At 65.7% G+C, this 13,541-nt stretch carries 15 protein-coding genes; 13 read left to right on the forward strand and 2 right to left on the reverse strand.

The window, feature by feature from the left end; genetic code table 11:
* Nucleotides 1-59: 59 nt before the first annotated feature.
* From KBY57_RS07000 to KBY57_RS07055, 12 genes are all read left to right on the forward strand, one after another.
* Nucleotides 60-512: a rubredoxin gene (locus KBY57_RS07000; protein WP_254995167.1), complete on the forward strand. Its 453-nt coding sequence runs from the start codon at nt 60-62 to the stop codon at nt 510-512.
* Complete coding sequence (locus tag KBY57_RS07005; protein WP_254995168.1) at nt 512-1,534, forward strand: photosynthesis system II assembly factor Ycf48; 1,023 nt, start codon at nt 512-514, stop codon at nt 1,532-1,534. Before KBY57_RS07000 ends, KBY57_RS07005 begins: the two co-directional genes overlap by 1 nt.
* Nucleotides 1,535-1,645: 111 nt before the next feature.
* Entirely contained in the window at nt 1,646-1,894 is a 249-nt protein-coding gene (gene psbE / locus KBY57_RS07010) for a cytochrome b559 subunit alpha (protein ID WP_190388659.1), read from the forward strand.
* A 3-nt stretch (nt 1,895-1,897) separates the two neighbouring features.
* Complete coding sequence (gene psbF, locus KBY57_RS07015; protein ID WP_254995169.1) at nt 1,898-2,035, forward strand: cytochrome b559 subunit beta; 138 nt, start codon at nt 1,898-1,900, stop codon at nt 2,033-2,035.
* 21 nt (nt 2,036-2,056) lie between these two features.
* On the forward strand, nt 2,057-2,176 hold the full coding sequence (locus tag KBY57_RS07020) for a photosystem II reaction center protein L (RefSeq protein WP_094559111.1): 120 nt from the start codon (nt 2,057-2,059) through the stop codon (nt 2,174-2,176).
* Between the two features lie 30 nt (nt 2,177-2,206).
* Nucleotides 2,207-2,407, forward strand: coding sequence for a photosystem II reaction center protein J (locus tag KBY57_RS07025; RefSeq protein WP_094559112.1), 201 nt, complete (start codon nt 2,207-2,209; stop codon nt 2,405-2,407).
* Nucleotides 2,408-2,524: 117 nt separating this feature from the next.
* The gene (locus KBY57_RS07030) at nt 2,525-3,187 is read left to right on the forward strand and encodes a lysophospholipid acyltransferase family protein (protein ID WP_254995170.1); all 663 of its coding nucleotides are present in this window, start codon (nt 2,525-2,527) and stop codon (nt 3,185-3,187) included.
* Complete coding sequence (locus KBY57_RS07035; protein WP_254995171.1) at nt 3,184-4,458, forward strand: 3-deoxy-D-manno-octulosonic acid transferase; 1,275 nt, start codon at nt 3,184-3,186, stop codon at nt 4,456-4,458. Before KBY57_RS07030 ends, KBY57_RS07035 begins: the two co-directional genes overlap by 4 nt.
* Nucleotides 4,449-5,483, forward strand: a complete 1,035-nt coding sequence (gene lpxK / locus KBY57_RS07040; protein WP_254995172.1) for a tetraacyldisaccharide 4'-kinase — start codon at nt 4,449-4,451, stop codon at nt 5,481-5,483. The genes KBY57_RS07035 and lpxK overlap by 10 nt, the downstream gene beginning before the upstream one ends.
* Nucleotides 5,484-5,508: 25 nt before the next feature.
* Nucleotides 5,509-6,609, forward strand: coding sequence for a lipid-A-disaccharide synthase (gene lpxB, locus KBY57_RS07045; protein WP_254995241.1), 1,101 nt, complete (start codon nt 5,509-5,511; stop codon nt 6,607-6,609).
* Nucleotides 6,606-8,354, forward strand: coding sequence for an ABC transporter ATP-binding protein (locus tag KBY57_RS07050; RefSeq protein WP_254995173.1), 1,749 nt, complete (start codon nt 6,606-6,608; stop codon nt 8,352-8,354). The genes lpxB and KBY57_RS07050 overlap by 4 nt, the downstream gene beginning before the upstream one ends.
* Complete coding sequence (locus tag KBY57_RS07055) at nt 8,351-9,901, forward strand: carotenoid oxygenase family protein (protein WP_254995174.1); 1,551 nt, start codon at nt 8,351-8,353, stop codon at nt 9,899-9,901. The genes KBY57_RS07050 and KBY57_RS07055 overlap by 4 nt, the downstream gene beginning before the upstream one ends.
* Here KBY57_RS07055 and rdgB read toward each other — a convergent pair whose 3' ends face one another.
* On the reverse strand, nt 9,902-10,498 hold the full coding sequence (gene rdgB / locus KBY57_RS07060; RefSeq protein ID WP_254995175.1) for an RdgB/HAM1 family non-canonical purine NTP pyrophosphatase: 597 nt from the start codon (nt 10,496-10,498) through the stop codon (nt 9,902-9,904). It abuts the gene before it with no gap.
* Between the two features lie 3 nt (nt 10,499-10,501).
* The gene (locus KBY57_RS07065; RefSeq protein WP_254995176.1) at nt 10,502-11,971 is read right to left on the reverse strand and encodes a phosphoglucomutase/phosphomannomutase family protein; all 1,470 of its coding nucleotides are present in this window, start codon (nt 11,969-11,971) and stop codon (nt 10,502-10,504) included.
* 82 nt (nt 11,972-12,053) lie between these two features.
* On the opposite strand from KBY57_RS07065, the gene KBY57_RS07070 reads away from it, so the two are divergent.
* Entirely contained in the window at nt 12,054-13,526 is a 1,473-nt protein-coding gene (locus KBY57_RS07070; RefSeq protein ID WP_254995177.1) for a TM0106 family RecB-like putative nuclease, read from the forward strand.
* Nucleotides 13,527-13,541 lie beyond the last annotated feature (15 nt).

The following is a 13,541-nucleotide window of genomic DNA, read 5'->3' on the forward strand; positions in this document are numbered from 1 at the left end:
TCTGGCATCCGCGCCCGCAGCCCCGTCGATAAACTTCCTCCACCACCTGAGGCCCAGGGATGAGCTCCACGTCCACACCTGAGCTCACGCCCGAGCCCACACCAGAGGCCACGCCCGAGGCCCAGAGCGAAACCGGTGGCGCACCGGAGCCGGATCTGGTGGCCAAGGTTGATTCGGCAACCGAGCTAGACGTTGATCCAGCCACCCACCGTTTCGAGTGCCGCAGCTGCGGCTTCGTTTACGACCCGGCTGAGGGAGTGCGCAAGCTCGCGATTGAGCCAGGCACGCCCTTTGTGGAGCTAGATCCGATCGCGTTTCGCTGCCCGGTGTGCCGCAGTCGGGTTGGGGCCTTCAAGGACATCGGCCCACGCAACAAGCCCAGTGGCTTCGATGAGAATCTCAATTTCGGCCTGGGCGTCAACCGGCTCACCCCCGGCCAGAAGAATGTGTTGATCTTCGGGGGCTTTGCTTTGGCCATCGCCTTCTTCCTCTCCCTCTACTCCCTGCGCTGATGACTGGCTCACCCTTGCCCCGTCCGCTCCAGGCCCTGCTGCGTTCCCTGCTCAGCCTGGTGCTGGTGGTGGGCCTTGGTTTCGGTCTGTCTGGTTGTGTCACCACGGGACTGCCCGTGGCCGCGTCCAGCCCTTGGCAGCCGGTGCCCTTGGCCACCAAGGCCAATCCCCTTGATGTGGCCTTCACCGACGACCGCCATGGCTTCCTGGTGGGTAGCAACCGCCTGATTCTGGAAACCAACGACGGAGGTGCCAGATGGGAGGAGCGGGCCCTGGATCTGCCGGAGGAGGAAAACTTCCGTCTGATCAGCATCGACTTCCGCGGCGACGAGGGTTGGATCGCCGGTCAGCCCGGGCTGCTGCTCCACACCACCGACGGTGGTCAGAACTGGAGCCGCCTGTTTCTCGACACCAAGCTGCCCGGTGAGCCTTACCTGATCACGGCCCTGGGCACCAACCAGGCGGAGCTGGCCACCAATGTCGGCGCCGTTTATGAAACCCGTGATGGCGGCACCAATTGGCAGGCCGAAGTTGAGGATGCCGCCGGTGCCGTGCGGGAGCTGCGCCGCTTCAACGATGGCCGCTACGTGAGCGTCAGCAGCCTGGGCAACTTCTTCTCCACCTGGGATCCTGGCCAGGGCACCTGGCAACCCCACCAGCGCATGAGCAGCCAGCGGCTGCAGTCGATGGGCTTCCAGCCCGATGGCTCGCTCTGGATGCTGGCCCGCGGCGCCCAGATCCGTTTCAACCCCGACGCCAGCAATGTGGAGGACTGGGGCAAGGCCGTGATCCCGATCACCAACGGCTACGGCTACCTCGACATGGCCTGGGCACCTGATGGCTCGATCTGGACCGGTGGCGGCAGCGGCACCCTGCTGATGTCCGGCGACGGTGGCAAGAGCTGGCAGAAGGACCCGGTGGGCGCCCAGCAGCCCTCCAACTTCACCCGCATCAGCTTCAGTCCCGATGGCAAGGGCTTCGTGCTGGGCGAGCGGGGCTCCCTGCTGCGCTGGGTGGGCTGAGACCGATGGCTGGTCGCCTGCGCGGTCGCCAACTTCTGTAACCAAGCGCCCTTACGCCTCCCATCCGCCCAGGCCCGACCCCTAGGATCTCTTGGCTGAACGCTTGTCGCTATGGCTGCCGGCTCAACAGGAGAACGCCCGTTCTTCGAAATCATCACGAGCATTCGTTACTGGGTGATCCATGCGGTCACCCTGCCTGCCATTTTCTTGGCCGGCTTCCTGTTCGTGTCCACGGGCCTGGCTTACGACGCCTTTGGTACGCCCCGCCCCGATGCCTACTTCCAGGCCCAAGAAAGCAAGGCTCCCGTCGTGAGCCAGCGCTACGAGGGCAAGAGCCAGCTTGATCTGCGCCTGCAATAAGCCATGACCCAGACACCCGTCTCCACCACGCCGCGCAATTACCCGATCTTTACGGTCCGGTGGTTGTCGGTTCATGCTCTCGGCATCCCCACGGTGTTCTTCCTGGGCGCCCTGGCGGCCATGCAATTCGTTCGCCGCTGAGCCGGTCACTCCCCATCAGCCATGCAACGCTCCCCCAATCCCAACAACCTGCCGGTTGAACTCAACCGCACCAGTTTGTTTCTCGGGCTGCTGTTCGTGTTCACGATCGGCATTCTGTTCTCGAGCTACTTCTTCAACTAAATTCTCTTCACGTCACCAGGAGAGCCCCCGATGAGCGGCAAGAAATCCAACCTGCCTGACGGCCGGATTCCGGATCGCCTTCCCGACGGTCGCCCGGCTGTGGCCTGGCGCTCCCGCTGGACCGAAGGGGTGTTGCCCCTCTGGCTCGTGGCTACCGCCGGCGGCATGGCTGTGATCTTTGTGGTGGGTCTGTTCTTCTACGGCTCCTACGTCGGCGTCGGTTCCGCCTGAGTCCGGGTTGGTTTGTCCAGGGATGCCCCCGTTGGCTCGTCTTGTGGCGGCCTTCGGGGGTTTTTGATGGAACGGCTCTGCGGAGCGCGGTACTGCGAAGACGCTGGGGTCACCGGTTTGGCGAAGAAACGAACCCTGCTCAACAATCGGCTCCTGGCCACGGTCGCGGGGTTTCTTCTCAATGCCTACGCGGAGGTGTTTCGCCTCACCTCGCGGATCCGGATCCAGGCCCATCCCGAGGTGGATCGGCTGGTTAAGGAGCAGGGCATCGCCGTGATTTATGCCCTCTGGCATCGCCATGCCTTTTTTGTGCCGCTGTTGCGCAGCTATGGCGGCCGGTCTATGGCAGTGCTGCTGAGCACCCATCGGGATGCCCAGATCGTGGCGGTGGCGGTGCGGCTGCGGGGCCTCACGGTGGTGTCCGGCTCCTCGACCCGCGGCGGCCTCAAGGCCTATCGGCTGTTGCGGCGGTTGCTCGAGCAGCGCCAGTCGGTTTGCATCACACCGGACGGGCCCAAGGGGCCAGCGGAGTTGGTGAAGAGTGGGGTGATCCACTTGGCCCAGCAATCGGGCTGCGCGATCGTGCCGGTGTCGGTGTTCTGTTCCCGCGCCCATCGGCTGCGCTCCTGGGATCGCTCGGTGTTGCCCCTGCCCTTCGCGCGGGTGGTGCTGCAGTTGGGCGAGCCGCTGCATCCGCGAGCGGGCTTGGCGGAGGGGCAGGCCCTGTTGGCAGACCGGTTGCACGCGACCGCTGCGCTGGTTGGCGAGGGATCGCCATGAATGGTCGCGGCTGGTTGCTGCTTGGCGGTTATCGACTGCTGGCCCTGGCGCTCACCCCCGTCTGGCTGGCCCTGTTGCTGATGCGGCTGGTGCAGGGCAAGGAGGATCCTCGGCGGCTGGTTGAGCGCCTGGGCTGGCCGACGCGGCGGCGGCCTCCGGGCCCCTTGGTGTGGTTTCACTGCGCCAGCGTGGGCGAGCTCAACAGCCTGCTGCCGGTCTTGCGGCAGCTGGGCCCCCTGCCGGTGCTGTTGGTGACCACGGTGACGCGCACCTCGGCAGCCCTGGCGGCCCGGGTGTTGCCCGTCGGGGTGATCCACCAATACGTGCCCATCGACCACTGGCTGGCAATGCTGTTGTTTCGCAGCTATTGGCGACCCCGGCTTGGCGTGCTGGCGGAGGCGGAGCTCTGGCCTGAGCTCATGCTGGCGATGCCCCATCTCCTGTTGATCAACGCCCGCATGAGCGAGCGCTCCTATCAGCGCCACCGCCGCCATCCCTGGTACGCCGCGTGGTTGTTGGCGGCTGTCGAGGTGTGCCTGGCGCAATCGCAGGCTGATGCGGAGCGGTTTCGGCGCCTGGGCGTCCGCGATGCCCGTGCCCTGGGATCCACCAAGCTTGATGCCGAACCGCTGCCGGTTAACGCGGTCCATCTGAGCCGATTGCGCCAGGCCTTTGCCGGCCGCCCGGTGTTGCTGCTGGCCAGCTGTCACCCCGGCGAGGAGCAGCAGTGGCTGGAGGCCTGGGCTGGTTGCGACGCTGCGGCCCGCCCCGTGGCGCTGCTGCTGGCGCCGCGCCATCCCCAGCGGGCCCCCGGGGTGCGAGAGCAGGCTGCCGCCCAGGGGTTCACGGTGGCCCTGTGGAGTGAGCTGTTGGCAGCAGCGACCCCGCCCTACCCGGATGTGGTGGTGGCGGATGTGATCGGGGAGATGGGCGTTTGGATTAGCGCGGCGACGGTGGTGGTGATGGGCGGCAGTTTCCATCCGATGGGCCAACCTCACGGCGGCCAGAATCCCTTGGAACCCGTTGCCCTGGGGCGCCCGGTGTTGTGTGGCCCTGATATGGCCAATTTTTCCGATCTGATCGAGCCGTTGATCGAGGCTGGATCTCTGCAGCAGTACCCCGACGTGGCAACAACCTTGGTGGCGGCCCTGGCGCTGCTTGCGTCGGCGCCGGCTCAGGCCGATGCCGACCCGTCGCCGCTGTCTGTTCGGCCGCACCTGCGGGGGCCGTCCCAGCTGGTGGCGTCGTTGGTGCGGGATCGATGCCGCTGACCACTCCCCGTTTCTGGTATCAAAGCCGCCGCGGTTGGCAGGCCTGGCTGCTGTTGCCGCTGGGTTGGCTTTACGCCACCGCCGTCGGGCTGCACCGCCGCAGCACCCGCCCCTGGCGGTGCGGTGTGCCGGTGCTCTCGATTGGCAATCTCACCCTGGGGGGAACGGGCAAGACGCCGCTCGGGATCGCCCTCGCCCAGGGACTGGGGGCGCGTGGCTGGCGGGTGGCGGTGTTGCTGCGGGGGTACGGAGCTCAGCGCCGCCAGGCCTGTTTGGTCACCGCCGCCAGTCGCTTCGAGGAGGTGGGTGATGAGGCCCTCGAATACGGACAGAGCCTGGGCGAAGACGTGGTGTGGGTGGGCTCCAACCGCCGCCAGAGCGCCAAGCTGGCCGTGGCGGCCGGCGCCGATTTGATCCTGCTCGACGATGGCCTGCAGCATTGGCCTCTGGCCCGGGATCTTGATGTCTCGGTGCTGGATGCCCGCCACGGCCTTGGCAACCGTTGGGTGTTTCCGGCGGGGCCCCTGCGCGAGCCGCTCCGCCAGTTGGGCCGGGCCGATGTGTTGGTGCTCACCGGGTCTGCTGGCCCGGTGGCTTCGCCGGCTGCGTCGCAGCTTGGCCCACCAGGCGGTTGGCCTGCGGGGAAACCGTGGTTTGCGGTGCGCTTCTGCCTGGAGCCGCCGGACCATTGTTTGGGCTCCCGTCTGCTGGCCTTCTGCGGCATCGGTTTGCCGGAGAAATTCTTTGCGGCCCTGCGGGCCTGTGGCCTGCAGGTGGTGGCCACGGAATCCTTCCCAGACCACCACGTCTATGCTGAATCTGATCTGCAGCGCCTGTTGGATTTGGCCCACGCCAATCGCGCCCGCTTGGTCACCACGGTCAAGGATGGGCAACGATTGCCGCCCCGTTTCCGCGATGGCGTGAGCCTTGTGCCTTTGAGGGTTGAGCCGGCCAGCCTCGAGCCGTTGCTGCTTTGGCTCGATCGACGCCTAGCACCCCTCGCCGGGCGGTTGCACCATGGTTGAGGTGGGCCCGAAGCGGGTCTTGCTTGTGGCTGGAGAGGCCTCCGGCGACCTCCATGCAGGTTTTCTGGTTCAGGAGTTGCAGCGCCAGTTGCCTGGTGTGGAGATTGCCGGTGTCGGCGGCGATCACCTGCGCGCCCGTGGCATCGACATCCTGGCGGATGTGCGCCTGCTCTCGGCAGCAGGATTGGTGGAGATCATCAGCAGCCTGCGCCGTCACCACCGGGTGATGGAGCTGCTCAAGCACCAGATGGACCATCAGCGCCCGGACGTGGTGGTGTTGATCGATTACCCGGGCTTCAATTTGTTTGTGGCCAAGGAAGCCAAGAAGCGCGGCATCCCAGTGTTCTTCTACATCGCGCCCCAGGTGTGGGCGTGGGGAAAAGGCCGCGCCAAAAAGATGGAGCGGTTGATCGAGCGCCTGGCCGTGATCTTCCCGTTTGAAGAGGCGATCTTCAATGCCCATGGCCGGGATTTCGCCCGCTATGTCGGCCATCCGCTGGTGGATGAGCTGCATGTCAACGGCACCCGCGAGCAGATTCGCCATCGCCATGGCCTCGCGCCCGATCAGCCCCTGCTGGTGTTGATGCCTGGCAGCCGGCGGGCGGAGGTGCGGCTGCTGCTGCCTGCGATGCTGCAGGCCGCCCAGCAGCTCAAACGCGATGGTTGGCAGGTGGTGCTGCTCAAGGCTTCCACGATCGATCGCTCCTATCTGGAGCAGGTCAGCGGCGACCGGGCGCTGCCCGTTCCTTTGATCGAGGCAGATGCCTACAACCTGCTGCATGCCGCCGATGCTGGCGTGATCGCTTCTGGCACCGCGACGCTGGAGGCGGCTTTGCTGGGCTGCCCCCACGTGATCCTCTATCGCTTCTCGCTGCTCACCTATCTGATCGCCAAACTTGTTATTGGCCGGCGCATTCTTGGTTTGCCTAATGTGATTCTGGGTCGCCAGCTCTTCCCGGAGCTTCTTCAGCGCGATGTCACGGCAGCCAACATTGTCCGTTCGGTGCAGCGTATCCAGGATGACCGGGTGTTGTTTGATCAGGCTGTGAAGGAGCTGCAGGCTGCGATGGGGTCTCCCGGGGCATCTCGCAGAGCGGCTGCCGAGTTGGTGGATTTGATGCGATGAAGACGGGAATCTATGCGCGTTTGGCGGCCTATGGGCGCCGCCATCTGTGGCCAGCCTTTTCTTTGGCTCTGTTCTTTAATTTTCTCTATGGCGCCTCCACGGGCTTTGTGCCCCTGGTGATTCGCTATCTGTTTGACGATATTTTGCCATCAAGTGATCGCGGCCGTCTGTATATGGCGCCGGTTGTGATTGTGGTGGTGATTCTGCTCAGGGCGGTTTCCCAGTATTTGGGCTCCTATCTCACCGAATGCGTTGGTCAGTCGATTACGGCCGATCTGCGTCACGATCTTGCTGAGCGCGTTCTCGATTTGCCCCAGTCTTATGTCGATCGCAATCCTTCAACGGTTCTGGTGTCGCGGGTTCTCACAGATGTGACGCTCGTTAAAACGGGAATTGTCGATGGCTTTTCATCGGTGTTCAAGGACGGCCTAACCCTGACCGTGTTGGTTGCCGTTGCCTTTTATCAGGACTGGTTCCTGTCATTGATCGCATTTATTTTGTTTCCTGTTGCGATCGCTCCAATTCTCAACTCGTCTAAAAAAGTAAGGCGCCACTCCAGTAAAGGGCAGCTTAGTTTGGCGCGGTTGGCCTCCTTTTTGCAGGAGTCGGTGGTTGGGTTGCGTGTGGTCAAGATCTTTGGAATGCAGGCCTATGAGCTGAAGCGTTTTGAGGAGGAAAACCAATCGGTGCTGCGGGCTGCGCTCAAGACCACACGCGCGAAACTGGCCAATCAGCCGTTGATGGAAATCCTGGGCGCGGTGGGTTTCAGTGCGGTGCTGGTATATGGCGGTGAAAATGTGATCGCGGGCACCCGAACGACGGGTAACTTCTTCGCCTTTCTCACCTCTCTCTACTTGTGCTATGCGCCCTTTAAGGGGATTGCCCGTTCCAATTCCACCCTGCAGCAGGGTGTCTCGGCGGCTAAGGATCTCTTTGGCATTTTGGATACCCAGCCTGATCCCCAGGAGACTGCGCAGCCCTCTGAGCTGCGTGGCGTCTCGCAAGGACTCAAGGCTGCCCATGTGTGCTTTGGTTATGACGATGAGCGGGTAATTGATGATCTCAATTTGGAGGTTCCCTGTGGGCGTACGGTGGCGTTGGTGGGCTCGAGTGGCGGCGGTAAAAGTACAATCATCGATCTTTTCTGCCGGTTTTATGATCCCTGCTCGGGAGTGATCAGTATTGATGGAGTTGACCTTCGGGATCTATCGCTTCAGTCGTTGCGCCGCTTGATTTCGGTGGTGGACCAGAACACGTTTCTGTTTAACGACACGGTTGCCAACAACATTGCCTATGGGTTGGAGACTGCTTCTTCGGGCCAGATTGAGCAGGCTGCTCGGGCGGCCAATGCCCACGATTTTATTTCCCAGCTGCCGGATGGTTATGCCACGGTGATCGGTGAAAACGGCACCATGCTGTCGGGTGGTCAGCGCCAGCGGATTGCGATTGCCCGCGCTCTGATCAAAAACGCACCGATTCTGTTCCTTGACGAAGCCACTTCTGCGCTCGATTCGGCCTCTGAGCAGGTGGTGCAGCAGGCCTTGGATCGGCTGATGGCCAATCGCACCACTTTGGTGGTGGCCCACCGTCTGTCCACGGTGGTGAATGCCGATTGCATCTGCGTCATTTCTGCCGGACACGTTGTTGAGTCGGGCAGCCACGCCGAGCTGCTGGCTCGCGGTGGATGCTATGCCGACCTATTTTTGACTCAATTCGCTAGCGCTGAAGCGGGATCTCCTGGATGACCACCACCACCTCCCCGCAGCCGACAGGCCATCAGCCCGCCTACGCACGTCACGACTGGTCCAGCGCCTTTCGCAACGTGGGAGTTGAACTCACGGATGTGCCACTGGTTGCAGCGCGGGGCAGCATTCCCGCTGATCTGGCGGGCACCCTCTACCGCAACGGTCCCGGACGCCTGGAGCGTGGTGGCAGCTGGGTGCATCATCCCTTCGATGGCGACGGGATGATTGCAGCATTTCGGTTTGATGCCGGACAGGCCTATCTGGCCAACCGTTTTGTTCGCACCGAAGGTTGGTTGGCTGAAGAGGATGCCGGCAAGTTTGTCTACCGGGGGGTGTTCGGCACCCAGAAACCGGGCGGCCCTCTGGCCAATGCCTTTGATCTGCGGCTCAAGAACATCGCCAACACCCAGGTGGTGCGGCTCGGTGATCAGCTGCTGGCGCTCTGGGAAGCTGCTGAGCCCCATGCTCTCGATCCCCGCTCCCTGGAGACCCGGGAACTATCGCGACTGTCCGGGGTGCTCAAGCCCGGTGAGGCGTTCAGCGCCCATCCCCGTTTTGACCCCGGGCACCATGGCGAACCCCGCATGGTCACCTTTGGCGTCAAGGCCGGACCCACCAGCACCATCCGGCTGATGGAGTTTGCGACAGAGGATCAGCCCGGTGGTGTGCGGGCCGGTGATTTGGTGGCCGACAGCCGCCACGGCTTCAAGGGCTTTGCCTTCCTTCACGATTTCGCCATCACCCCCAGTTGGGCGGTGTTCCTGCAGAACGCTGTGGCGTTCAACCCCCTGCCGTTCGTGCTCGGTCAGAAGGGTGCGGCCCAATGCCTGGCGTCTAAGCCCGGTGAAGCGGGGCAATTCTGGCTAGTGCCGCGCCAAGGCGGCCACCATGCCGGTGCCAGCCCGGTTCTGGTGCCGGCACCCGAGGGGTTTGTGTTTCACCACCTCAATGCCTTCGAAGATGCGGCGACCGGCGAGGTGGTGGTGGATTCGATCTACTACGACGATTTCCCGTCGATCGGCCCCGAGGTGGATTTCCGTGAGATCGACTTTGGCTCGATTCCAGAAGGACAGCTGCGGCGTTGCCGGATCGATCCCCGCACCGGTGCCGTGCAGAGCGAGTGGCTGGAGCAGCGCTGCTGTGAGTTCGCCATGGTGAACCCCGCGCGCCAGGGACTGGAGGCCCGCTTCGCCTGGATGGCGGTGGCCGAGCGGGAGCGGGGCAACGATCCCCTGCAGGCTATTGAGAAGCTTGATCTGCACACCGGCGAGCGGCGGGTGTGGAGCGCGGCCCCCCGCGGGTTTGTCACGGAGCCAGTGATGGTGCCCCGCTCTGCCCCTGCTGAAGAGCACTCCGCTGAAGAGCACTCCGCCGAAGAGCACTCCGCAGAAGACAGTGGCTGGGTGCTGGTGCCGGTGTGGAACGGCGCCCGCTGCGCCACGGATCTGGTCATCCTCAACGCTGCCGATATGAGCGAACAGGCGGTGCTGGAGTTGCCCCTGGCCATTCCCTACGGCCTGCACGGCAGCTGGGCCCCCGGCGGCTGATCAGCGCCCGAGCAGTTGCCGCAGGGCCGGTTCGAGCTGGGCGAAGGCCCGGCCGCGATGGCCCAGCTTGGCTTTGAGGTTTGACGGCATCTCAGCAAAGGTGAGGCCTGCTTCCGGCACCAGGAACACCGGGTCGTAGCCGAATCCTCCCGTGCCCCGCGGCGCCTCGAGAATCACACCCGGGCAGCGGCCTTCCACCTCCAGGCGGATGGTGCCGTTCGGGTCGGCCAGGGCCAGGGCGGCGGCGAAATGGGCCTGGCGGCTGGGGTTGGTGCTGGTGGCCTCGGCCTGCTCCAGTTCGCGCAGCAGCCGGGCAATGCGGGCGCTGTCGCTGTCGGCGTAGCGGGCGGAGTGCACGCCGGGGGCGCCGCCCAGGGCGTCGACGCTGAGGCCGGAGTCGTCAGCCAGGGCCCACGCGCCGCTCGCTCTGGCAACGGCACTGGCCTTGAGGCGCGCGTTCTCGGCAAAGGTGGCGCCCGTTTCCTCCACCTCCAGCCCCTCGGGCTGGGGTTGGATCTCCAGGCCCAGGCCAGCCAGCAAGTGGCCGAATTCACGCACTTTGCCGGCGTTGCCGCTGGCGATCACCAAACGGGTCATGGCTCAGGCCGCCTCCGCCAGCGTCCTTGCCCAGCCCAGCACCTCAGCCACGCGGGCCTCACTGGGGGCTTCGCAGTAGAGGCGTAGTAGCGGCTCGGTGCCGGAGAAGCGCAGCATCAGCCAGTGGCTGGGGCCCAGGCGCAGCTTCACGCCATCGGTGGTGATCACCTCCAGCACGGGGCTGCCGGCGACCGCGCTGGGGGGTGCGGCAGCCAGCTTGGCCTCCAGTCGCCGCCGGGCTTCCATATCGGGCAAGCGCAGGTCGAGCCGGTCGTAGGCGGCAGCACCGCCGCAGCGCTGCTGCAGGGCATCGATCCGCTCGCCCAGGGGCACTCCACCCTCCACCAGCGCTTCGATCAGCAGCAGGGCCGCGAAGGGTGCATCGCGCTCGGGCAGGTGCATGCCGAAGCCCACGCCGCCTGATTCCTCGCCGCCCACCAGCACCTCGCTCGCCAGCATTTCGGCGGCGATGTATTTGAAACCCACGGGCTTCTCCAGCACCCGGCGGCCCAGGCCTTCGGCCACCAGCTGCATCAGGTCGGAGCCGCTCACGGTTTTGACCACAGAGCCCGGCAGCTGGCGGGCCCGGGCCAGGTGGTCGATGAACAGGGGCATCAGCAGCTGGGTGCTGCAGAAGCGGCCGCGCTCATCCACCGCGGCGATGCGGTCACCGTCGCCGTCGAACACGATCCCCACCGCTGGTCGCCCAGCGGCCGTGCTGGCCTGCACCGCGGCGATCAACTCGCCTAGGTAGGGGGCGAGTGGTTCGGGTGGGTTGCCCCCAAACAACGGATCCCGCTGCGCCCGAATTTCGCGGATGGCACCACTCGCCGTGGCTCTCTCGCCCAGAAGGGCCGGCAGCACCCCGGCCGCCGAGCCGTGCATCGGGTCGACGATCACCGTTAGCCCCAGGCGCTCGAGCCCTTCGGCCAGGGCGGTGGTGTTCACCTTGGCCTGGAGCCCTGCCACGTAAGCGTTCAGGGCCGCAAGCCGCCGCACCTCGCCTGGAATCGGCACACTGATGCCGCCGGCGGCCAGACGGGTTTCGACGCGGTGGGTGAAGTCGCCCTCCACCGAGCCGCCGAAGGGGCCCTTGATCTTCAGACCCAGCCATTCCGGTGGGTTGTGGCTGGCGGTGATCACCAGGGCGCCGAGGGCCTGGCGTTGCACCACCGCCCAACTGGAGGCCGGGGTGGGGGTGGGGGTGTCGCAGAGCAGGGGTTCGAGGCCACAGCCCCGCACGGCGCTGCAGATCGCTTCGGCCAGTTCAGGGGCCAGGAAGCGGCGGTCGTAGCCGATCACCACTTCGCGGCTCTCCAGGCCCTGCGGGGCGGAATGGGCCAGCTCCTGGGCCGAGGCCGCAGCCACCGGCAGCAGGCGCTCCATGGTGATGTCGACCCCGAGGATGCCGCGCCAGCCATCGGTGCCGAAGGCGATCGGACTGGCCTCCAGGGGCAGGGGGGCTGAGGCCATGGGGGCGGAAACGCCGAGCTGGGTCGATTCTGCTGTGCCGCCGGCGCTCCAGCCCTAGCGTTTGCGCTGGTGGATGCTCTCCTTGACACCGCAGCCCCTGACGCCAGCTCCCCTGACCGATCGCCTGCTGCGCAGCTGGCTGCGCTGCCGGCGTCGCGCCTGGCTCGATCGGTTTGGCGAGCCAGGGGAGCGTCAGTGGAATGCCCACCGCGCCCTGGCCCTGAGCGACCAGCTGCGCAGCTTTCAAACCCTGCTCCCCCAGCGCCCCGGCCATGGCGAGGCGGCCTGCGCCGACGGGGCGCCTGGGGTGGTGGGCTTGCGCCTGCGGGGACGCGGCCCCCAGGGACTGCAGGTTGAATCCCATCCGGCCCTGCTGGAGCGTATTGAGGGCCAGAGCCGTTGGGGCGAGTTTGCCTACCGGCCGGTGCTGGCCCGTCAGGGGCGGCGGTTGACCCGCGAAGCCCGGGTGGTGCTGGCCCTGTGGGGGCGCTTGTTGGCCGAGCACCAGCAGGCCCCGGTGCCCCATGGCCTGGTGCTGGCGGGTGAGGGTAGGGCCCTGGCGCGGGAGCGCCTGGCCCTCGGTGGTGGCCTGCAGCACCAGCTCGAAGAAAGCCTGCAGCGCTTGGCCGCCGACCTCGACCCGGCCACGCCCCCTCCGCTGGTGAGTGATCGCAAGAAGTGCACTCTGTGCAGCTGGCGGGGTCTCTGCGATCAGGAGGCCGCAGCGATGGGACACCTCAGCGAGGTGAGCGGCATCGGTGGCAAGCGCCGCGAGATGTTGCTGGAGCAGGGGGTGACCAGCCTGGCGGCCCTGGCGGCCCGGGACCCGGAGCAGTTGGCCGAGGCGCTCTCCGTGTATGGCGAGCAACACCGCGAGATTGCCGCTGAGCTGGTGGCCCAGGCCCGGGTGCAGGCCTCAGGAATCCCCGAGCCGCTGGGGGAGGGGTCGGCCTTGCCTGAGCTCGCCGGTGCCCCTGGGGTGTTGCTCTACGACATCGAATCCGATCCCGATGCCCGCGATGATTTCCTGCACGGCTTCCTGGTGCTGGAGCGCGATGGGGCCGGCGGTTGGAACGAGGCCGGGGCCCGGTATCAGCCGTTGCTGGCCCTGCAGGAGCACGGCGAGCAGCGGCTGTGGCAGCGCCTGCAGCGGTTGCTCGTGCGCTACCCCGGCTGGCCGGTGCTGCACTACGGCGAAACCGAGGTGATTGGACTGGTGCGCCTGGCCCAGCGCCAGGGGGCCACTGAGGCCGAGGTGCAGCAGTTGCGCGGGCGGATGCTGGACGTGCACGCCCGACTGCGCCGCCACTGGCGGCTGCCGGTGAGCAGCTATGGCCTCAAGGCGGTGGCTGGTTGGCTGGGCTTTGCCTGGAGCCAGAAGGGCGTTGATGGCGCCCGCTGCCTGCTCTGGTGGCGCCAGTGGCGGCACTGGCACCGGGAAGCCGGACGCCGGGGCCAGGCCAGTCGCCACCAGTTGCAGCGGATTTTTCTCTACAATCGCGACGACAGTCTTGCCACCTGGGCGGTGGTGCGCTGGCTGTTGGCCCAGGACTGACGCTGGAGAGCTGAC

Origin of the sequence: Cyanobium sp. Aljojuca 7D2 (assembly GCF_024346415.1) — a bacterium.
Classification (GTDB): domain Bacteria; phylum Cyanobacteriota; class Cyanobacteriia; order PCC-6307; family Cyanobiaceae; genus Cyanobium_A.

What these genes read in the sequence shown, in the direction of transcription:
- KBY57_RS07000 (WP_254995167.1), top strand. Translation starts at nt 60, where the DNA reads ATGAGCTCCACGTCCACACCTGAGCTCACGCCCGAGCCCACACCAGAG.
- KBY57_RS07005 (WP_254995168.1), top strand. Translation starts at nt 512, where the DNA reads ATGACTGGCTCACCCTTGCCCCGTCCGCTCCAGGCCCTGCTGCGTTCC.
- psbE (WP_190388659.1), top strand. Translation starts at nt 1,646, where the DNA reads ATGGCTGCCGGCTCAACAGGAGAACGCCCGTTCTTCGAAATCATCACG.
- psbF (WP_254995169.1), top strand. Translation starts at nt 1,898, where the DNA reads ATGACCCAGACACCCGTCTCCACCACGCCGCGCAATTACCCGATCTTT.
- KBY57_RS07020 (WP_094559111.1), top strand. Translation starts at nt 2,057, where the DNA reads ATGCAACGCTCCCCCAATCCCAACAACCTGCCGGTTGAACTCAACCGC.
- KBY57_RS07025 (WP_094559112.1), top strand. Translation starts at nt 2,207, where the DNA reads ATGAGCGGCAAGAAATCCAACCTGCCTGACGGCCGGATTCCGGATCGC.
- KBY57_RS07035 (WP_254995171.1), top strand. Translation starts at nt 3,184, where the DNA reads ATGAATGGTCGCGGCTGGTTGCTGCTTGGCGGTTATCGACTGCTGGCC.
- lpxK (WP_254995172.1), top strand. Translation starts at nt 4,449, where the DNA reads ATGCCGCTGACCACTCCCCGTTTCTGGTATCAAAGCCGCCGCGGTTGG.
- KBY57_RS07050 (WP_254995173.1), top strand. Translation starts at nt 6,606, where the DNA reads ATGAAGACGGGAATCTATGCGCGTTTGGCGGCCTATGGGCGCCGCCAT.
- KBY57_RS07055 (WP_254995174.1), top strand. Translation starts at nt 8,351, where the DNA reads ATGACCACCACCACCTCCCCGCAGCCGACAGGCCATCAGCCCGCCTAC.
- rdgB (WP_254995175.1), bottom strand. Translation starts at nt 10,498, where the DNA reads ATGACCCGTTTGGTGATCGCCAGCGGCAACGCCGGCAAAGTGCGTGAA.
- KBY57_RS07065 (WP_254995176.1), bottom strand. Translation starts at nt 11,971, where the DNA reads ATGGCCTCAGCCCCCCTGCCCCTGGAGGCCAGTCCGATCGCCTTCGGC.